This is a genomic window from Leeuwenhoekiella sp. CH_XMU1409-2 (assembly GCF_037029365.1).
Classification (GTDB): domain Bacteria; phylum Bacteroidota; class Bacteroidia; order Flavobacteriales; family Flavobacteriaceae; genus Leeuwenhoekiella; species Leeuwenhoekiella blandensis.
This window is the reverse complement of sequence record NZ_JAYMEI010000007.1, coordinates 62836-84059: the sequence shown is the minus strand read 5'-3', so window position 1 is coordinate 84059 and position 21224 is coordinate 62836. Positions and strand designations below refer to the sequence as shown.

General features: G+C 44.3%; 12 protein-coding genes. 11 read left to right on the top strand and 1 reads right to left on the bottom strand.

Annotated features, from left to right (window positions below; translation table 11 throughout):
• Positions 1 to 107 precede the first annotated feature (107 nt).
• The 11 genes from WA338_RS09330 to WA338_RS09280 all read left to right on the top strand — a co-directional run bounded on the left by WA338_RS09330 (position 108) and on the right by WA338_RS09280 (position 16077).
• Positions 108 to 1481, top strand: a complete 1374-nt coding sequence (locus WA338_RS09330) for a TolC family protein (protein WP_272987526.1) — start codon at positions 108 to 110, stop codon at positions 1479 to 1481.
• A gap of 2 nt (positions 1482 to 1483) precedes the next feature.
• Positions 1484 to 4618, top strand: coding sequence for an efflux RND transporter permease subunit (locus WA338_RS09325; RefSeq protein WP_166144310.1), 3135 nt, complete (start codon positions 1484 to 1486; stop codon positions 4616 to 4618).
• 44 nt (positions 4619 to 4662) lie between these two features.
• On the top strand, positions 4663 to 5736 hold the full coding sequence (locus tag WA338_RS09320) for an efflux RND transporter periplasmic adaptor subunit (protein ID WP_336093162.1): 1074 nt from the start codon (positions 4663 to 4665) through the stop codon (positions 5734 to 5736).
• 11 nt (positions 5737 to 5747) lie between these two features.
• Positions 5748 to 7919, top strand: coding sequence for a DUF5916 domain-containing protein (locus tag WA338_RS09315; protein WP_272987522.1), 2172 nt, complete (start codon positions 5748 to 5750; stop codon positions 7917 to 7919).
• Entirely contained in the window at positions 7916 to 8923 is a 1008-nt protein-coding gene (locus WA338_RS09310) for an extracellular solute-binding protein (protein WP_272987520.1), read from the top strand. Before WA338_RS09315 ends, WA338_RS09310 begins: the two co-directional genes overlap by 4 nt.
• Positions 8908 to 10464, top strand: coding sequence for an ABC transporter permease (locus WA338_RS09305; RefSeq protein ID WP_272987518.1), 1557 nt, complete (start codon positions 8908 to 8910; stop codon positions 10462 to 10464). The genes WA338_RS09310 and WA338_RS09305 overlap by 16 nt, the downstream gene beginning before the upstream one ends.
• Complete coding sequence (locus WA338_RS09300) at positions 10457 to 11173, top strand: ABC transporter ATP-binding protein (protein WP_272987516.1); 717 nt, start codon at positions 10457 to 10459, stop codon at positions 11171 to 11173. Before WA338_RS09305 ends, WA338_RS09300 begins: the two co-directional genes overlap by 8 nt.
• A gap of 11 nt (positions 11174 to 11184) precedes the next feature.
• Positions 11185 to 11925: a hypothetical protein gene (locus tag WA338_RS09295; protein ID WP_272987514.1), complete on the top strand. Its 741-nt coding sequence runs from the start codon at positions 11185 to 11187 to the stop codon at positions 11923 to 11925.
• Positions 11926 to 11961: 36 nt separating this feature from the next.
• Positions 11962 to 12936: a DUF1259 domain-containing protein gene (locus tag WA338_RS09290; protein ID WP_272987512.1), complete on the top strand. Its 975-nt coding sequence runs from the start codon at positions 11962 to 11964 to the stop codon at positions 12934 to 12936.
• A 1886-nt stretch (positions 12937 to 14822) separates the two neighbouring features.
• Complete coding sequence (locus WA338_RS09285; RefSeq protein ID WP_149393321.1) at positions 14823 to 15257, top strand: DUF6943 family protein; 435 nt, start codon at positions 14823 to 14825, stop codon at positions 15255 to 15257.
• A gap of 178 nt (positions 15258 to 15435) precedes the next feature.
• A complete protein-coding gene (locus tag WA338_RS09280; RefSeq protein ID WP_272987509.1) occupies positions 15436 to 16077 on the top strand; it encodes a DUF6266 family protein in 642 nt (213 codons plus the stop codon).
• 475 nt (positions 16078 to 16552) lie between these two features.
• Here WA338_RS09280 and WA338_RS09275 read toward each other — a convergent pair whose 3' ends face one another.
• On the bottom strand, positions 16553 to 20842 hold the full coding sequence (locus WA338_RS09275) for a caspase family protein (RefSeq protein WP_272987507.1): 4290 nt from the start codon (positions 20840 to 20842) through the stop codon (positions 16553 to 16555).
• Positions 20843 to 21224: the final 382 nt, after the last annotated feature.

Sequence of the window (21224 nt, the reverse complement as noted above, 5' to 3'; positions counted from 1 at the left end):
AAGTCCCTCCCCACTTCCTTCTCCCCATTTCCCCGCTTCCAACTCCATTCCCATATTTCTACAGAATCGCATTATAGGTTTGTGATAATTAATGACAAAATTGAAAAATGGTTCGAATATTCAAGATCCCCCTGCTAGTAGCCATCATTACCTTTGCCTGGACGAATGTACATTCCCAGACCCAGGTTCCTATAAAACAGCTACTGGAAACAGCCACAAAAAACTACCCCGCAATTCTTGCCGCAGAGGCACAAAAGGAGGCATCCGGAGAAAGGGTCAAATCCACCAGGCGTACAATTATACCCGATATTAATGCTTCTGCCCAGGCCAACTATTCGACTTATAACAACCTCACCGGGATGTTCTATCCTGAATACATTTTACCGGTGAGCGGTCCCCCATCTACTGAGAATCTCAACAATATGGTCTGGGGTTCGGCTGCCGGTTTGCTCATGAAATGGGAGCCTTACACCTTCGGACGCAGAGGCAATGAGATAAAAGCAGCCGAAAGCACCTATGAGGCCGGGGTGGCCATGAAAAGCCTTACGCTATTGGAACATAACGTGCAATTATCTAGCACCTACCTGGATTACCTCCTCGCCCTTCAAATCCTGGATGTACTGGAAAGCGATCGGAAAAGAGCCGAAGCAAATTACGAACAAGCCGTAAGCCTGGCTACTTCCGGATTGGTTTCGGGGGTGGATACGGCACGTTTTCATACCGAACTATCCAAGACGAATATTAAGATCCTGCAACAACAAAATATCCTTCATGAATATAAAGCAACACTGTCGGAATTGGTTGCGGCTGATTTACCTGAAAACCTGGTGGATTCGACCTTTTTTAGAATATTGCCACAGTTATTAGGAGATACAGAAATGATCCATCCGAGAGAACAGTTGGCTATAGCCGAGTGGAAAACATCACAATTCCAATATAAAGCGGAGAAACTAAGCTGGCTGCCCACCCTAAGTGTATTGGGTACTGCTTATGGTCGTGGTTCCGGTGTGCAGCTCAGCAACAACGGCACCACCTTTGTCGATAACCCGTCTGACGGATTTAATATCAACCGGTTCAATTATGGCATTGGTGTACAACTTGCCATACCGCTGACCCAGATCAGCCGCTATCAAACCCAGTGGAAAGCAAAGGAACTGGAAGCTGAAGCCGATAAACAGAAACTGGAAGAAGTTCGCCTGGCCCTCAACAAGCAAAAGTCCGTTGCTGATAACACATTAATCACTGCACTGGCCATTGCCGGGGAAACACCTGTACAATTCCAGGATGCCCGTTATGCGTATGAAGCCATACAATCCCAGTACCAGGCAGGGCTGATAACCTTTACGGAGCTGATTGAAGCCCGGAATGAGCTGGTAACAGCAGAAATCGAACTTCGAAGATCCTATTGGGAAGCCTGGAAAGCATTACTGTATGTAGCCGCCATAAATGGTAACCTGGAAATCTTTTTAAACCAATTGTAGAGATGATCAAACTAATAATATCTGCTTTAAGGAAACCTTTAACGGTTATGGTAGCTCTTTTGGCTATCGTGTTTTTTGCTGTGCTGGCTATCCGGAACATGTCGGTCGATATATTCCCGAAGCTGGGTACACCCACTATATATGTGGCTCAAACGTATGGAGGTTTGGCTCCCAACCAAATAGAGGGTTTTATGACCTCCTACTACGAATATCATTTCCTTTACATTAATGGGATTAAGGAGGTGGAAAGCAAAACAATCCAGGGTGTATCCCTGATGAAGCTCACCTTTCATGAAGGAACCGATATGTCTCAGGCCCTGGCGGAAGTAGTGGCCCAGGTCAACCGGTCCAGGGCATTTATGCCTCCGGGTACCGTACCCCCTTTTATTACCCGGTTTGACGGAGGAGGCGCACCGGTAGGCCAATTGGTTTTTAGCAGTGAAACCCGGTCCTTGGGTGAAATACAAGATCTGGCGCTTTTTAAAGTACGCCCCAAATTTGCTTCTATCCCGGGCGTGTCAGCTCCTCCTCCCTTTGGCGGAAACCAGCGTACGGTGCTCATCAAGGCAGACCCTTCCAAGCTGCGTAGTTACAACATCAGCCCGGATGAACTGGTTATGGCCATTGCCAAAGGCAACACCATATCTCCCTCCGGCAACATCCGGACAGCGGACAAACTCTTGATCGCAAATCAGAATACGGTGGTTAGTGATATTCAGGAACTGGCCAATATTCCCTTGAAGAAAGGGTCCGGTCCAGCAGTATATGTAAGGGATGTGGCCGAAGTACAAAATGGATCTGATGTAGCATCAGGCTATGCTCTGATCAATGGCAGCCGTTCGGTGTATATTCCTGTAACCAAACGGGCGAGCGCCTCCACTTGGGATGTCGTCAAGCGCATAAAGGCAAGCCTGCCGGAAATGCAGGCGGCTGTGCCGGATGACATCAAAGTAAGTTATGAATTTGATCAGTCGGGTTACGTGATCAACTCCCTGAAAACCCTGTCCTTTGAAGGGGTATTGGGAGCAGTGCTTACCGGCTTAATGGTATTGCTGTTCCTGGGTGACAGGCGCAGTGCACTCATTGTGGTTCTCACCATACCGCTTGCCATATTATCGGCAGTAGTGTGCCTCTATCTGACCGGACAGACAATCAATATCATGACGTTAGGCGGACTGGCACTGGCGATAGGTATTCTCGTAGATGAATCGACTGTGACGATTGAAAATATCCACCGGCATCAGGAAATGGGCAAGACGAAGGCCCGGGCCATTCTGGATGCCTGCAAAGAAATTGCCTTGCCCAAACTCCTCATCCTGATCAGCATCCTTGCCGTATTTGTCCCGTCCTTTTTTATGAGCGGCACGCCCAGGGCCATGTTCTTACCGCTTACGCTGGCGGTAGGTTTTGCCATGATCGCCTCTTTTCTGCTTTCTCAAACAATGGTACCCATTCTTTCCAATTGGTTTTTGAAAGATCATGTTCCTAAAAACGAAGATGGAAAGTTTCAACGGTTTAGAAACCGGGTAACAGGATATACAAAAGGTATCACAAACATGGGCGGATGGGCCATCGGTATTTACCTGGTAGTCATTATTGCTATGCTTGCGTCCGTTTGGCAGTCTACCGGCACAGAGATATTTCCAAAAGTAAACTCCGGACAGTTGCAAGTCCGGTTAAGGATGCCCGATGGCACCCGTATCGAAAACACTGAAGAGAAAACAAAAAAATTCCTGGAGGTAGTAGACGAGGTGGTGGGTAGAGAAAATGTAGAGATCACTTCAGCATTTGTCGGCATCCAGCCTCCGAGCTACCCGGTCAATACTATTTTTCTATGGACAAGTGGTCCGCATGAGGCAGTTGTCAAGATCAAGCTGAAAGAAACAGGACAAGACTTGGACGTCCTCAAAGAAACCCTCAGGAAAAGCATAGCGGAAACCATACCTGAAATGCGCCTCTCTTTCGAACCTGCTGACCTGGTAGACCAGGTGATGAGCCAGGGGGCCAATACATCGGTGGAAATTGCCGTGCAGGGTAAAAACCTTGTTGAATCACGAAAATTTGCTGAAGAAATAAAGAACAGAATAGAAGGGTTATCTTTTATGCGGGATGTACAGTTTGGCATTCCGTTGAACTATCCTTCCATTGACCTGGAGTACGACCGTGTACGTGCCGGCCAGTTGGGCCTTACCATTGAAGACATCAGCCGGTCGGTAACGGCCTCCACTTCTTCCAGCCGTTTCACCCAGCCCAATTACTGGCTGGATGCCGGATCGGGTAATGCTTATCAAGTACAGGTAGAGTTTCCACAATATATGGTAGATCAACCCGGTGATATCGAAAAGGTGCCGCTTAAATCGGAAAATGGAAAAACCGTCTATGTGGGTGACGTGAGCAAATGGAAACCGGCTACCGTGATTGGGGAATACGACCGCCTTAACCAGCAACGGTTCATCACCATCACAGGAAACCTGCATAACAAAGACCTGGGAAGCGCCATTAAAACCCTACGTAATGAGGTGAATGCAATGGGTGAACCACCTGCCGGGATGAGTGTTAAATTCAGAGGACTCGCAGAACCTCTCACCCAAACCTTTGATGAACTGAGCACCGGCCTTTTGCTGGCAGTAGCTGTAATATTTCTGCTACTGGCAGCCAGCTTTCAGTCGTTCCGGCTTTCCTTCGCAGTGCTATCTACTGTTCCTGCCGTCATAGCCGGATCCTTCCTTCTTATCTGGATAAGTGGGAACACGCTCAATATTCAATCTTTCATGGGCAGTATCATGGCCATAGGGGTGGCGGTGGCCAATGCCATTTTATTTGTCACCATAGCCGAGCAATATCGGAAAGATCAAAGACAAAACCCACACCTGGAAGGAATAAAGGATCGGTTGAGACCCATACTCATGACCAGCATTGCCATGATAGCTGGTATGACTCCTATGGCGCTTGGACTGGGCGAGGGAGGCGAGCAAACCGCCCCACTGGGGATAGCCGTGATTGGCGGGTTGCTGTTTTCCGTGTTTGCCACCGTGTTCATCCTGCCTTCCGTTTACTGGCAACTTACGGGAAGAAAACACTATAAGAGCATATCACTCGATCCGGACGATGAGCAGAGCGCCTATTTTGGACAGTAGTAAAATTTACATGAAACCAGAAAAAACAGTAAAGTTTAAACATAATGAGAAAATACATCCTACCAATTTTATATATGGCCATTGTTTCTGGCTGTTCGAATAAAGCTGAAAACAGCAACATGGAAAGCAAAGGTGGGCCGGCAAAAAAAGCGGAAATAATAACAGTGAGTTACGAAAATGCCCCACAGGCCCTGACACTCCCGGCAGAGTTGCATGCTTTTGAAAAGGCCGGGCTGAATGCCAGGGTGCAGGGATATGTAAGCGAGGTGCTGGTGGATATTGGTGATAAAGTAAAAAAAGGAGCAGTCCTGATAAAAATAGAAGCACCGGAAGTAAAGGCAGCTTATGCTGAAGCCCGTAGCGAGGTAGAGTCTGCCAGAGCAGATTATTTGAGCAGCAAAGATGTCTTTGAGCGGTTGGTGAAAGCCTCCGGAAAGCCTGGTACGGTTTCAGAATCCGACCTGATCAAAGCAAAGAACAAAGCTATGGCTGACAGCACCCGGCTGGTGGCAGCAGATTATACCGCCAGGGCAAAGCAACAATTGCTGGATTATCTTACCATCCGGGCACCTTTCAACGGAGTGATCACCCAAAGGAATACCGATCCGGGAAATCTTGTCGGAGGAAATAATGGTGTCCCTTTGTTGGTGATCGAAAACAATCAAAAATTGCGGTTAAAGGTACCGGTGCCGGAAGCCTTGACCGGAAGTTCTGTGGCGGAGAACGCTGTGACATTTAAAGTAGAGCCATTTCCCGCGACATTGTTCAATGCAGATTTTTACCGGAGAGCCAGAAGCATCGATCCGGACACCCACACAGAGATGTGGGAATTTATCGTGCACAATCAAAAAGGTGAGTTGAATGCAGGGCTTTTTGCAGAAATACAATTACATATTCAGCGAACCGGTGGAAGTATGTGGGTACCTCAAAGTGCTGTATTGACCACCCTCCGTAGAAAAGCTGTGGGAAAGGTGGTAGAGGGTAAGCTGAAATGGGTAGAAGTAAAAACAGGCATGAAAAACGAAAGTACGGTTGAGGTGTTTGGCGCGCTTGATGCCGGGGATCACATCCTCTTGCAGCCCAATGAAGAAATGACAGAGGGAATGCCTATCAACTAACTTCCGTTTGTATGGGCCGTTTCTTTATCACGTTTCTGGTTTGGGCCATTTGCTATGCTACTTGCAAAGCCCAAACAAGTAAACCGGATACGATTTACGCAGAGTACGTTCAGGAAGAAATTCAGCTTGATGGCAAGCCGGATGAAGCAGTATGGAAGCGAGCCGTACATATCAACAATTTCACACAGCGGGAATTGAACATTGGTGAACCGGCTACCGAAAGAACAGAAGTTGCGATTCTATATACTGCCAAAACCCTGTACATCGGGTTTTGGGGATATGACAGGAATCCTCAAAAGATAATAGCCCGCGAGATGAAAAGAGACTTTGACTGGGGAGGAGAAGACAATTTTGAGGTGATCATTGATACCTACAATGACGACCGCAACGGATTCCTGTTTGCTATCAATCCCAATGCGGCAAGAGCGGATGCGCAGGTTCTCAATAACGGTGAATCTTTTAATAAATTCTGGAATGGCGTTTGGGATGCCAAAACCACTATTACCGATGAAGGCTGGTTTGCAGAAATAGCCATCCCTTTTTCCACTTTAAAATTCCCCACTGATGCACAGGAGCAGATATGGGGCATCAACTTTGAGCGGAATATTCGCAGAAAGCGTGAGCAACTGCTTTGGCAGGGCTGGTCACGGGATTCCGAACTGGAACTGTTGAACAGGGCAGGTACCCTGGCTGGCCTGGATAGTATCGTCAGCAAGGATTTTATTGAGATAAAACCTTATACCATTGGCGGGGGTGAATTTACACCGGGTCAGGAAGAAGGGCAATGGAATGCCGGAGGCGATATTAACTACCTCATTACACCCACCCTCCGAATGAACCTTACCCTAAACACTGACTTTGCGCAGGTGGAAGCCGACCGGCAACAGATCAACCTGACCCGATTTCCCCTGTTCTTCCCGGAGCGCAGGGAGTTTTTCCTGGAAGGACAGGACTATTTTGATATGGGAATGGGAAATAGCATTATCCCATTTTATAGCAGGAGGATTGGGTTGGCCGAAGACCGTTCCACCGTACCCATTATTGCCGGGGCAAGGATTCTGGGTAAAGTAAAAAATTCCACCCTGGGAGCATTGTCTATGCAGACAGCAAGCCGGGACAGCATTCCGTCCACCAACTACTCAGTGGTAAGCTGGCGTCAGGATGTGATGAAACAATCCTCCATAGGCATTCTGTCTGCCAATAAATACGAAAATGGACGCTGGCACAGCACTACCGGTGGCTACGGGCTTTACAGTACATCCAAGCTATTCGGTGATAAAAATTTGAATATTGGAGCTTCTTTTACTCAAAATATTAATTCTGATAATTATGATTCTAAAGCCAATGCTCACCGCATCTATCTGAGCTATCCCAACGACAAAGTGGAATTTGATATGGCCTGGCAACGAAGCGCTCCCGCTTTCAACCCGGAGGTGGGTTTCCTGCGCAGGGACAATTTCCAGGAGTTTTATGCAGAACTCGAATGGAAGCCCCGGCCTAAAAACTTTCTGAAATGGATACGGCAGTTCAGCTTTAAGGGGCTTGATATGAACTACTTTGTCTTTGATGATACAGGGGAACTGCAATCGTTCTCTTATGAAATCCGGCCATTAGGCTTTGAAACACGCAGCGGGGAATTTTTTGAGTTTAACCTGCAAAGGAAGGCAGAAGGTTTGCGTGAACCTTTTGAGATCAAAGAAGGCATTACCATACCTGAAGGCGATTACTGGTACAACCGGATGGAAATACAAGCCGCTACATTCAGTGGTCGCACCTGGTCGGTGTATTCCAGAATAAACTGGGGAGATTTCTTTACAGGCAAAAGTACCGAAAGTACATACGAACTTTCCTGGCGAGCCAGCCGCTATCTTAAAATAGGCGCTAACTATGAGAAAAACTGGATTGACTTACCGGAAGGAAGCTTTGATACCGACCTGATCGGAAGCCGGATGGAATATGCAGTCAACCCGAATTTGTTTGGATCATTGTTTTCACAGTGGAACAGCGAAGATGAGGAGGCCATCCTCAATTTTCGTTTGCAATGGATACCGATTATCGGGGCTGATTTCTTTTTCATTGTCAACCAGGCCTATGATACATCAGGGAATGATTGGAAACTTGAAAGGACAACCATCCTGGGGAAATTGATTTGGAGATTTGTAATTCAAAAAGAAAAGCTATGAGACACCTGTTTAATTCGATCATACTATTCATGCTAATGCTTACCGCATGTAGCCCACCCAGTAATGAAGTAACCGTTTACTGTACCGTTGACCAGGTCTTTTCGGAACCGGTGTTGAAGGATTTTGAACGAGAAACCGGCATTAAAGTAAAAGCGGTGTACGATACCGAAGAAACCAAATCCACCGGAGTGATGAACCGGCTAATAGCCGAAAGGGACAATCCCCGGTGCGATGTATTTTGGAGCGGTGACCCGGTACGTAATGGAGTGTTGCAGTCAAGAGGCATAACTGAACCTTATCAATCGGAGCAAACCCGGCTCATCCCTACCCAGTTCAAAGAAAAGGATAACCATTGGATTGGTTTTTCTGCCAGGGCCAGGGTGCTGATCTACAACAAGACGCTTATCTCTCCTGATTCATTACCCCGGTCTGTTCTCGACTTCACAAAACCCCGCTTCAAAGGCCAGTTTGCCATTGCCAACCCCTTGTTCGGCACCACCACTTTCCACATGGCTGCTCTGTTTGTGAAATTGGGCGATGAAAAAGCCAAACAGTGGATGAATGATCTGAAAGCCAATGGAGTGGTGATAGCTGCCAGCAATGGGGACGTTAAAAAGCGAGTAATGAACGGGGAACTCGCCTTTGGCCTTACCGATACGGATGATGCTTTTGAAGCCAAAAAAGAAAGTGATAAGGTAGATTACATTTTTCTGGATCAACAGGAAAATGGCATAGGGACACTCATCATGCCCAATGCCCTTAGTCTTATTAAAGGTTCGCCTCAAAATGAAAACGGGAAAAAGCTGATTAACTACCTGCTGACACGGGAAACAGAAACGAAACTGGCCAAATCCTGTGCACAGATGCCGCTGATCAAAGGAACGGAAGTGCCGCAAAATGTTCCTTCATTGGATAACATTCAACCGATGAAAATCGATTACAAAGAGACTTCTGATAAACTGGAAGCAATACAATCTTGGCTAAAAGCATGGACAGAGCAATAGTCAGGCATATTATACGGATGGTTCCTTCACTGCTGCTGTTTCTGCTGCTGGGGTTGCCACTGGTATTACTGCTTCTGCAATGGCTTAGTGGTGAAGATAAGTCAGCGCTTTTGTCTTCCATTAGCAGGGAGACATTGGTTCTTGTTGGCAAAAGCCTGCTGATATCTGGTATAGTGGCTTTGCTTGCCACCTTCACAGGAACGGTCTGTGGATTTATTCTCTACAAACTGCGGTTTGCTTTCATCGGCATTTACAAGGTGGCGCTGCTACTGCCTTTACTCATTTCCCCTTATATTTTTGCGGTGGCCTGGAAAGATGGTTTTTTCTGGCTATTTGGAAATAATGCTGCCATCTATTCAGATGCAGGTGTGATCCTGGTACATACCATAGTCTTTTTCCCCTTGGCGATGCTCATTACCGGTAGCGCACTATCCCAAGTTGATGCCGGTTATGAAGAAGCCGGATTAATGCTGATGCCTTTCAGGAAAATGGTGGTGAAAATTGTCCTCCCCTTGATCCGTCCTGCCTTAACAATCTCGTTCCTGCTCATCCTGATATTCAGTCTCAGTGACTTTTCAGTTCCTGCTTTCTTTGGCGTGCGCACCTTTACCACTGAGATATTTACCCAGTTTTCTGCCCTGTATAATTTCCCCTTGGCTATCGGGCAATCTGTTTTATTGCTGTTTATATGCCTGTTGCTTATGCTGGCAGAAGCCCGCTACCTTTCAGATGCTCCATTCTTTTCCGTGTCGGTAAAGGGAGGCGTGTCCAAAAAATACAATATCCAGAAGCGGCAAGCCTTGTTTCACGCTTTGCTTTGGTTATTGTTGATAATGGTTTTGCTGATGCCTGTCTTTATGCTGGGAATCCAGTCTTTGAGCGGAAGAACCTTATTCTTCAGGGAAGCATGGATACTGATGCGTCCGGCTGCCCTGCAATCGGTAAAACTTGCCCTGTCGGGCACCTTATTGCTGACATCTGTTGGCCTCTGGACGGCCTACGCTAAAGACCGTATGGGAAACCGGCTGCCCAATGTATTGCTTTTACTGACTTTTATTGTTCCTTCTACCGTGCTGGGCATCGCCCTGATAAGGTATTATAATCTGCCTGCCATGAATTTTATATATGGCACTACCGCAATTCTGCTGCTTGCCTATCTCGGCAAGTTTGGTTTTATCGCTTCCCGGATCATCGGCAATGGTATCAGGCAAATACCGGTTTCTTTGGAGGAATCAGCCCTTGTGATGGGCATACCTTCCTGGAAAATATTTGTGAAGATCAATCTGCCTTTATTGGTACCATCATTATTTGCCGCATTTGTTCTATCCTTCATTTTAAGCCTGGGAGAGCTGGGGGTTACCATGCTGGTTTATCCTCCCGGTATGGAGCTGATGCCGGTCAAAACATTCACCATCAGCGCCAATGCACCGGAAGCCCTTACCAGCAGCATGACCCTGATCAATCTTGGCGTGACCATAGCATTAATCGCGCTGTTTTTTGTGGCTGGAAAATGGTTGTTCAAAAGATATCAATATGCCTGAGATCATCCTGCAACATATCACCCATTGCTATGGAGATAAAGAAGTGTTGAACAATTTCTCCTATTCTTTTGAGCAAGGGGGAACAACCTGTCTGCTGGGTCCTTCCGGTTGTGGTAAAACCACTGTGCTGCGATTAATTGCCGGTTTGGAGAGGCCTTCCAGCGGGGTGATAAAAATAGACGGAGTTAAAGTAAGCGAAAAGGGTGTCATCCTTATCCCACCTCATCAACGTCAGGTTGGTTTTGTCTTTCAGGATCTGGCGCTTTGGCCGCATTTTTCGGTGTACAAAAACATTGCTTTTGCCTTGAAGGAAAGCAAAGAAGCAAACATCAAAGAAAAAATATTTGAATGGCTCGAATTATTCGGGATAAGCGATAAAGCCAGGAAATACCCGCATCAGCTTTCGGGTGGACAAAAACAAATGGTGGCCATTGCCCGCTCGCTGGTACTGCAACCCAAGATACTCCTGATGGATGAGCCACTAGCCAATATTGATGCTCATTTAAAAGAGCGCATACTTGGGCATTTGAAAGACATTCAGCGACAGCAACAGTTCACTATGCTGTATGTTACACATGACCAGAAAGAAGCCATGAACACAGGTGATTACATAGTGGTCATGAATGCCGGAAAAATAGCGGCTGCCGGATCAAAGGAAGAAGTCAGCCGTTCGTCATCTGAATTTGTAAAATCATTTCTAAAAACTTGAAGAGAGGAATTATGAAAACAACAGTAAATTATTTAATGCCCATAATCGCATCCGTTTTGATAACGGTTGCATGTGGTAATTCGACATCAAGGCACTCGGAAGAACAAATCCAGGAAATCAATGAACAGGCGCAATTTCCTGATTCCGTAAAACCCACTGAAACAACCCGGTTTGATTTTGAGAATTACACTGCCGGTCACCTGCCGGACGACTGGTCGGAATACTATACCGGATCGGGCGGCACGGAATGGAAAGTGACAGAGGATAATGGAAATAAAGTGCTGGCACAATTTTACAGCGACAATCCCAACAATCATTTTAATGTAGTGGTCAATAACCGGATTACGGCAAAAGACATGGTACTTACCGTCCGGCTGAAAGGCGTTACCGGCAACCATGATCAGGGAGGCGGTTTTGTCTGGCGGTTTACGGATAAGAACAACTATTATGTAGTGCGGGCCAATCCGCTCGAAGATAATGTGGTATTATACAAGGTGGAAAACGGTAAACGCACAGACTTGCAGCTGGTGGGCAAAGGAAGAACGTATGGAGTTGATGTTCCGCCAATGGGAAACCGGTGGCATACGCTCAAATTAATTGTAAAAGACGATGTGTTCACGGTACTTCTTGAGGATAAAGAACTTTTCAAAGTGCAGGACAAAACCTTCACAAAAGCCGGTAAAGTGGGTTTCTGGACAAAAGCAGATGCCGTGACCTACTTTGATGATTTTGAAATACAGAAATTTAAATAGACTACTAATTTTTAACATTATAAAAAACATAATATTATGATATTGATCACCAAAATTCAAAGAAGCACCCTGGTTGCCATCACAGTTTGCTTATTGCTGTTTTCTTGTGCTCCAAAGCAAGAGCGTGAGAATGACAAGGAAATGCACACTCCCTCCGCTGCTCACAATGCAGAGAAAATAGAACTGGAGTCTCTGGATATTCAGGCAATTGAGAACGCTCTGGGAGGTTTGAAAGGCACCGAAAACAATGGCGAATACAAAGTCACCATCCCGCAAAATGATCTTAAGATCATTGTAGATGGCTTTCAGATCATCCCTCCTATGGGCCTGGGAAGCTGGGCGGCCTTTGCCCCGGCAGCACAGGGAGCCATGCTGATGGGCGATGTCGTGGCTACGGAAACTGACCTCTGGCCCGTTCAGCAGGAGGTGATCCGGCAGGGCCTCACTATTACCGCTATCCATAACCATTTTGTCAGAAACCATCCCAATGTGATGTATATGCACATCGGAGGTATGGGTGATGAAGCAGATCTGGCTGCCAGTGTAAAAGCGGTATTTGATAAGGTGCAGGAAGTACGCGGAAACAACCCGGCTGATGGTCCCAAGACGGATGTGGAGAATACCCTGGACACTGCAATGATTGCAGATATATTAGGCTATAATGGAAGCATGAACAGGGGTGTGTACAAGGTAGTGATCGGCCGACCGGATGTCAATTTGACCGAGCATGGCGCTCCGGTGAGTACATTCATGGGCTTCAATACCTGGGCAAGCTGGCAGGGAACTCCTGAAAAAGCAGCTGTGGCAGGGGATTTCACGATGCTTGCCGATGAAGTAGCCCCTGTTATCAAAGCTTTGGTAGAAAACGGCATTGAAGTAGTTGCGGTTCACAACCACATGGTGCATGAGGAACCACGAATCTTCTTCTTGCACTATTGGGGTACAGGCCAGGTGGAAAAACTTGCGAGAGGGCTCAGAGCTGCACTTGACCATACACAAAAAAGGAAATGATCTTAATTTGATAAGAAGCAGCCGGGATTTTCCAATCCCGGCAATTAGGTACACTAAAATGGAGATTTTTAATCAACCAACAATAGAAAATAATCTTATAAGGGTAGTTTAGTTTAGTTCCAGTTGGGCCATCTCTTCCCCCATGTGCCTCCAGTAGGTTCATTCCGTTCGTTCGTACCTCACTCTCTTCATTCGCCCACTTCCAGCACCGCATAGCAAGAGTAGCCCGTTATTCCATTCCGCTACGCTACATTCCATACCGTGCCACACTTGCTTTTCCAACGCACTCCCCAACGCAGGTAAAGCGGTGTTCGTCAGTCGTTCCGTTTTGTTCCGCAAAAACATATCTGCAAGGGTAAAATGAACTCCCTTCGGTCGCCCTTGCATATACCGTTCACTTGCCAGGTGTCTTGCGCTCCAGTGGGTGCTCGCCACCTGCCGTTCACTTGTTTTGCTTCACACACTCTCTCCTTCCTCACTCGCAGCTACTTCATCCCCCCAAACCCCATCTAAGGTGTTCGCTACACTCACAATATTTTTTATTGGGGGTCTGTCGCTGCTTATTGTTTTTGCTCGCCTGCGGGTCGCTGCGGGCTGATCGGGCTGTCATGTTTTTTGCAATTTCCCCTGTGCCTACAGTCGCTTCGTTTCAGTCATTCGTTCCTCACTCCTTCAACTCAGCCACTTTCAGCACCGCACACAAGAGTAGCTCCTTCTCTTCACTCCACGAACCAACCCACCGTCATTCCGCAATCTGCCTGCAATCCTTCCTCAATGTATTTGTTGTGCGATAAAAGATAACAAATACAGCCAACACCATTGCAGTCAGTTATTGCTCCATTCCTTCCCCTAAATCGTTTCGTTCCGTTCAGTCGCTACCCTTGCCTTTGCCGACCCGAAAGCAAAAAAACACGCCAGCCCTGCCGTAAACGGTAGGCGTCTGCCGCCCTCATTCTTCGGGCTTTTGCAGCCACCACCCTTGCTCCGCTCGCAGGCGGCTCGCAGAAATGGCTTCGCCTTGGTTTACCTGCGTTTCCCGCTCGGATTCCCACTCCGATTGAAGTATATTCCTCAACTATGAAGCAGTTGTTTGATTACTTCTATTGTTTGATTTTCCCCAGGGATGAAGAGAAAGTTTAAAAGTCAGATACCGATAGTCCTTTATGTGTTAAAATTCTGATTGTGGCATTCATCGGATTAATGGAACTGATGGTAACTATTGCCTCCTGATCTAATAATACTTCAATTTTCCTATCCCTCTTAATGCCCTGATTCCGGAATAATAAATAACTCAAACATATAGCAAAGTTACAGGCATGCGGATGCGAGAGCTGCAAGGGTTCGCTACGCCTGTTTGGAAAAAAAATCTCCACCCTGCGGGTAGTATTTTTTTCCCACAGCCCTTGCTGCAATCGCACCGTCCTGTAGTGCGAGGGCATTATGTTTAAGTTATTATTTAGAGTCCGTTGCGGCAGCCGGTGGTTGCTGGCGGGCGTTCGCACCTCAGGTCTTCCGTTCCATGCAGGCATTCAGCGTTGTGGCATCACAGATTATACGCTACGTGTCTTTTGGTTCGAGTTGTGCCTTTCAGAGCTCCCTTTTTAGGGGGCTCTTTTTTTTACTCGTACAGGGAAAATTTTAAAAAGATGAAAGCAAAGATAGGCGGGTTCGCACATGCCCACCGCACTTTCGGACAGTCAAGGTCAAGCCCTCCGGGTTTTGAAAAAAATCTCCACCCTTCAGGTAGTATTTTTTCCAAAAACCTTGACAGCCGACCCTCACCCGCCTGAAAGACAGCTTTCTCTTTTCTTTTTTTCCCTTTTTTCTTTTCTCTTTTGAAAAAATGTGTGCGAAGCGCAGCGAGCAAAACTTTAATGGCTCACTGTATGAAATCGTTTCGCATCAAAACCCACCGACCAGATGGCAGCTACAATCAGCCGCACTTCTTCATCCTGAACAGAGGACTGAACAGCGGAAAACCGCTCAACCAACCTTGCCCGAATTGCTTTGTCTGCCTTATCGAGAACAAAGAGGACATGGAATTTCTCTACTGGCTCTGCTTCGGATTGTGGAAGTCAAAATCCTTCCATCATTTTCTGAAAGGTTCCGTAATTCCATTCGTGACAATTGATGAAACCCGAAAGCTGATCCGGGAAAGTTCAACTAAGGCAAGCTGTAAAGCCCAGGCATTTCAAAAGGCTATTCATGCCCTACGACTACTCGACACCAATGAGCAAAAAATCAAGGTTGCTTTAAAGACGATTGATACTGCCCGACAAGCCATATTTTATGACTTGATGAAAGATTCAGGCGCAGGATAAATCCTTGACCTGCCAAAAGAACAGGGCAACAAAAGCAAAATAAAGCACATAAACGCAACAACACCAAAGAGAGAACTACCGCCTAATTCTTGAAGTAATTTAGTTGGCGAAGGGCAAATCCATGGTAAGTCCGTGTCAAGTCCAAGCAAATGTTTAACCCCTAAAAAATCGTAAAGAGATGGGAAAAATTAATCAGGGTATTCTCGGTGGTGTATCAGGCCAGGTAGGGAATGTAATCGGTGGAACTTGGAAGGGCATCGATTACCTGCGCATCAAACCTTCCAGTGTAGCGAACCCAAGAACTGAAGGTCAAGTTGACCAGCGTTCTAAGTTCTCAACCGTCTTGCAGTTCTTGCAACCTATGACAGACTTCCTGAGAGTCGGTTTCAAGTTGTATGCTAACAAAATGACCCAGTTCAATGCGGCTATGTCTTACAACCTGAACAATGCGATTACCGGAGCTTATCCAAACTTCATGATTGACTATGCAAATGCATTAGTTACTCGCGGTAATCTAACCGGAGCGTCAAACGGTGCTGCCAGTTCTCCAAGTGCTGGAAACGTGGAAGCAACCTGGACAGACAATTCAGGAAGTGGTAGTGCATTGGCAACAGACAAAGCTCTGATTGCTCTTTTGAATACTACCAGAGGAGAAGCAGTGTTCACCACTGCGGGACCAGCAAGGTCTGCCGGATCAGCGACCATTCCAGTGCCTCCTGAGTACTCAGGAGAAGACGTTGAAGTCTTCTTAGGGTTTGTGTCAGAGGACGGAACTAAAGTCGCTAACAGCGTTTATTTAGGCTCTGTAACAGTTGCGTAAAGCGATTGGTGTTTTCGATAAAAACCGCTTCCTTTGTGGAGCGGTTTTTTTATGTCCGCTCCGCTCTAATTTTCCTTTCTTATCCCTTATTTTGCTAATACTCAGCTGTTTTTGTTGCTAATTCGTTTCTATTACTTTAGCAACACACTGAAATACAGCAAGTTAAAACCAATTCAAATATTTTGTATCGGAAAATAGTTGCACTTTTATATAAATTACCTAAAGCCTATAAACTCCCCCTTATCTTTGCAAGATTAACGCATTAGACAATATTCAAGCCTTAGGGAACTCAGGTGCTGTTGAACAGCATTCAACCTATCCTGATGGTCAGAAATGCACTAAATCAACCGAAGATTTTGCTTTAGATAAAAATTCATATACATCTCATAGTCTCCTACCGCTTTCTATGTATTCTCTTTAATGGGGCGCTTTTAAAGTCTTAAAGAACACTATTAGCGCGTATCAACAAGCATCCTTACCACAAGCGTATTGTGGTAAGCTCGTTTCTTTCTCTTATGTCCATTTCTTGTTTATTGTGAGTAAGTTCTAAGATCTTGACGCGTAGGTCACTGATAAACTTTGGCGAAAGGCTTACTGCCGGCACATCTTCAGCTTGTAATTGCATGCTATTATTCGATCTAGACTTTACCTCTTGCAAATACGCGGTTGTAAAAGCGCCATTACTCAAATCTCTAGCTTCAAAAGCTACATCCTGACCTGAAGATGCAGCTAATACCGTCACTCCATTAACCGTATTCAAATTATCAAATAACGTGGTTACCACATCGCTTACTTTAATAGGGTTTTTCGTTTTCCCTATCTTCTTGGCAATACGACCACGCTCACCATCTTTTCCCTTGGTCTGAGTAATCTCATAAGCATCCATATCCAGCGTATTTCCTGAGTGACAGGTATCCATCAATAAAAGCATTTTGGTAGACTGCGTTTCCCCTAAAGAAGCAATGATAGCGTCAAAAGAAACCCCATAATCTTTTACCTTATTAAAATCCATATCATGTGGTGCATAATAGTAGTTCAATTCTTGATCCAATACTCCATGACCTGCGAAAAATACGATCACTTGGTCTTGGGGCCCCACTTTAGATTTTAAGCTTTGGAGCGCTTGCTTTATTGCCTTTTTTGTGGCCTGTTCGTTCAATAAATACGTAACTCTTGTTTTTTTGAAAGAAGCTGGCTTCCCCGCTTTCGCGTAAACATCTTCTTTATTCAATAAAAGCACTTGATCTTTATTAGCTAAACTTTTCCTTTGTCTAAGTTCAAATAACTCACCAGCGTCGACAACAGCATCCAACACATTATTCATGTCGATCAAGAGCCTCTTTTGCTTTAGAAGTTGAAAATCAAAATCATATTTTTCCCAAATCAGTCGCCTTTGATCCTTCTCATAAGAATCGTTAGATCGGGAGATCGTACCTTCTTTTACATTGATGTAGTATTTATCTAATGTTGCCGTTGAAATTTCTTTACTGGCAGAAATTAAGCTAAAGGATTTATTCTCTAAACGATAGAGATAAAGTCCTTCAAAAAAATCCTTATATAAAAAATGAGAGCCATCTGATGAGACCTTTAATAAGGTGAGTCCTTGGTCATTTTCTATCGCGCTGTTGATCGTTTGTTTATTCTTACCATCATATATCGTAATGGTCACATTGGTCTTTAAGCCATCATAGTTAGGCTCGTAAAACAACCACCTCTCGTCGCTAAGCGGGTAGAGATTCGTACTGTTATATTGCAGGTCAACATCAAAACTAAAATCGATTGGTTTGAAAGAATTATTTATCAAATCATACCGGTTCCATTTACCGTTACTCAAAAAATAGAATGCATCGCCATCAACAGTTCTAATAAAATTATCTTTCCCGGAGAATAATGGTGCAATCTTCTCCTTAGGCGGTAAGTGCATAGTAGAAACCTTAGCATTTTTAAAATCATATAATAGAAAGCGCTCTTCAATGGCGTCATAGGTATACCAGTAACGGCCACCTGCCCCTAGATACTCTAAATATGGACGGGATTCTCTAAACCTGTTAATGACTTCCATTTGAAGATCACCATTAACATTATGAATACTCAAGGGTTCTGCATAAAATTTGTCATAATAGGCTTGAATATCCTCTTTAGGGATATCCCCATAAAACCTCGCTATATCAAGAGCGTCCTTATCTGCAAAGGTCAGGTTATTATTAGCTTGCCGGTACTGCGACACACCCACTGCCAAAACATGAAGCGTAGGCTCCAATGTAGGACCCTCGTAATTTATTGTAGCTCTTAGTATTCGATTATTGGTTTTCTGGTCTAGTATCTCTATATAATTAAGTGTATCTACTACTTCAAAATCAAGGTTGATTTGCTCTCCGGCTACGTGCCATTGCTCACTGTTCAACTTCACTCCGTTGTGTTTAAAAATTAATTCTTCGGGAGTTCCATTGAAGTCAAAACTTATCGTATTTTCAAGTTTTGTTGTTGTTAAACTGGCACTACCATTAAGTTGAATAGCGTTGATATCAACATCAACGGAAGCCTGTTGAGTTGCTATGGCCCTTGCTCTTAGTTCTTCTGCTTTTCCGATTGCTGCGAGGTATTCTTGATCAATTTCGCCCAGCACTTTGAGTACCTCGTCAGGCTTTAGATAATCGCTGATCTTGCCATTGGCCTCTTGATCAAGAGTCAACAAATCACTTGCCTCAAAATTGGCGAAATAATATCCCGAATCACTTACCAGCATTTGGCGTTCATCATTCTCGAGAATCCACTGTGCTTTCCTAACGTAGTTCGTAGTATCGTATATATCAATATTCCCTTTTGCATGGCTCACGAAACACAGACTGGCATCTTTATTAAAAGAGAGTTCAACCGTGGGATTAGCCTGATCTATTGGGATTAACCGATCGTCAATAAAAATTCCGAGGTTATCGACGGCTATGGCAAGCTTGCTGTTCTGAAAAGTAAAAGCATCGATCTCAAAACATTCATTTCTTTGAGACTTTACATCTTGATGTTCATCTACGTCATAGAACACCGTATACTTCACGCATTGGTCAAATCTAAAAGGGGGTTGTACTGCTAGAGCAAAAGACGTCGTATCCACAGAAAGAAGCTTATACTGATGTTTTTCAATCAGCTGCTCTTTATAGATACTTTGCATTGACTGCACACTGCGTATCTCAAATAAGAAATTTTGATCAATAGTAGCAAGAAGCTCCCCGTTTTCACTCAATGCCGCTTTTTGAAACAAGCCTTCCATAGGAACGCATCTCTTCTCGGTACATACCTCCAAAGTTCTTAAACTAGGATATTCAGTAATTGAAAAAGGTTGGTCTACAACAATAGCCAGTTTTTTTATACTACTATAATCAACTATGCTCTTCCTCTTATTTAAAACCGGTGACAGGTAAGAGAACGTATCCTTATCTAAATTATAGTCAATAAGTCTAAGTTGGTCCTTATATTCCCCTAAAAATGCTATACTATTATGATGAAACTCTTGTTGGCCTTTATCAAAATACCTGTCATAAAGATCAATACCTTGATTGAGTTTGAGCCAGTCTCCAAATTTTAATCGCTTATATTTATTTTGAAAGGTAGACGCCTTGTAATATCTAATATTAGTTTCAAAATTTGAAAGGTATTCTTGCAGAATGTAATCCCCATTGGATAGAAAAAAAGCACGGTTATCACCATATGCCAAAGACCTACCCGTTGCAAGAGATTGGTTGGTAAGCGTATTAAATTCAATACTTGTATGAGGCTCATCACGCCCCGGATCAGAGGTGATAAAGCCTCTAATCAAATTTGGTTTGGCTATGTAAAGGTAACTTAAGGGTTTCTCTATTTTTAATTCTGAAAGGGTATAATAGTCCTTAATGCGACGGCCATACACTAGGGGAGTCTCCAAGGTATTTGTGTCTGAGAACACAACCCATTGATCCCCATCAGCTGATAGTTCTAAGCGTAAATCAGTGGTAAAAAATGATGTCTCTAAAACTGTATTTTTTACAAAACCATCTATTTGGTATCTAAAAATGCTCAGAGACTTTAAATTTTGATCGTATTGAAAAAGTAAAAATGACTCCTGACTTTCAAAAAGCACCCTATACGTTGTGCCACTTTCTTTAAGTTCTTCCTTATGTAAAACCTCACCATTAAATCTTTGAACCACCAATTCGTTCTTATAATCAAACCCGATATTCTGCGTGAATGCATATATAGAATCCTTGGGTGCAAACGAAATGTCTCGTACTGTTTTACTCGTTTTTATAGGATCTAATTGAATAAAAGGGTCTTTTTGAAAAAGAACCATCCCATTTTGACTATCAGCGTCGACTACCGCAGCAATATAATTTTCATTACTTTTTCCATTTAAAGTTCCTTTAAAAGCAAATCTTGATACTATCTTTTTAGTATCAAGATCATAAGAATATACAGAATCAACCGGTTGGTTAGGCGTTATAGAAAACTTTTTAATAACGGTCAATTGCTTGTCATTTAGCTTTAGTAATTGAGCTATGGGATAATTATCTGCTTCTTTAAAGGTTGATAAGTATTTACCCGACTGCTGATCATGTACTATAATTTTACCTGAGGTATCTGCAGAATACACCTCATCTCTCTGCTCCAAAACCACTACATCACTTACAGGAGCATAGTGAACATCCTTTAGTATTACGCCGGGCTGATGTTCTTTAACTTGTGAGAAACAGGCAGTGCCTATTAAGAACATGAATAAATGAATCAAGGTCTTCATGATTTTAATGTTCAAGTACATTTTCAATTGTCTTCTCATTATTATTATCTGATAAATACTCGCCAAAGGAATAGATATTTTGACCTCCTGCAATTTTTAATTGGTAGTCTTAGTAAGAGTGTTCAGACTATCCTCCGAAACATAAATATACGTCGTATATCTATCATTAAATGACTCTGCTATACTCTGTTATAATTTACATTCAAGATATTAAACTTTTCTTGAGCATTTTCCAAAGAGAAGAACCCGTTTGAAAGAAAGACTCCTTTACCCCTCAAAAATTCAGCACTTTACTGTGTGTTAACAAAATGTGAAATTCCAGCCTAAAAAAAGCTGTTTTCATACACTCTTCATACACCATCCTAGGCTTTGCCTGGGGGAT

What these genes read in the sequence shown, in the direction of transcription:
- WA338_RS09330 (WP_272987526.1), top strand. Translation starts at nt 108, where the DNA reads ATGGTTCGAATATTCAAGATCCCCCTGCTAGTAGCCATCATTACCTTT.
- WA338_RS09325 (WP_166144310.1), top strand. Translation starts at nt 1,484, where the DNA reads ATGATCAAACTAATAATATCTGCTTTAAGGAAACCTTTAACGGTTATG.
- WA338_RS09320 (WP_336093162.1), top strand. Translation starts at nt 4,663, where the DNA reads ATGAGAAAATACATCCTACCAATTTTATATATGGCCATTGTTTCTGGC.
- WA338_RS09315 (WP_272987522.1), top strand. Translation starts at nt 5,748, where the DNA reads ATGGGCCGTTTCTTTATCACGTTTCTGGTTTGGGCCATTTGCTATGCT.
- WA338_RS09310 (WP_272987520.1), top strand. Translation starts at nt 7,916, where the DNA reads ATGAGACACCTGTTTAATTCGATCATACTATTCATGCTAATGCTTACC.
- WA338_RS09305 (WP_272987518.1), top strand. Translation starts at nt 8,908, where the DNA reads ATGGACAGAGCAATAGTCAGGCATATTATACGGATGGTTCCTTCACTG.
- WA338_RS09300 (WP_272987516.1), top strand. Translation starts at nt 10,457, where the DNA reads ATGCCTGAGATCATCCTGCAACATATCACCCATTGCTATGGAGATAAA.
- WA338_RS09295 (WP_272987514.1), top strand. Translation starts at nt 11,185, where the DNA reads ATGAAAACAACAGTAAATTATTTAATGCCCATAATCGCATCCGTTTTG.
- WA338_RS09290 (WP_272987512.1), top strand. Translation starts at nt 11,962, where the DNA reads ATGATATTGATCACCAAAATTCAAAGAAGCACCCTGGTTGCCATCACA.
- WA338_RS09285 (WP_149393321.1), top strand. Translation starts at nt 14,823, where the DNA reads ATGAAATCGTTTCGCATCAAAACCCACCGACCAGATGGCAGCTACAAT.
- WA338_RS09280 (WP_272987509.1), top strand. Translation starts at nt 15,436, where the DNA reads ATGGGAAAAATTAATCAGGGTATTCTCGGTGGTGTATCAGGCCAGGTA.
- WA338_RS09275 (WP_272987507.1), bottom strand. Translation starts at nt 20,842, where the DNA reads ATGAAGACCTTGATTCATTTATTCATGTTCTTAATAGGCACTGCCTGT.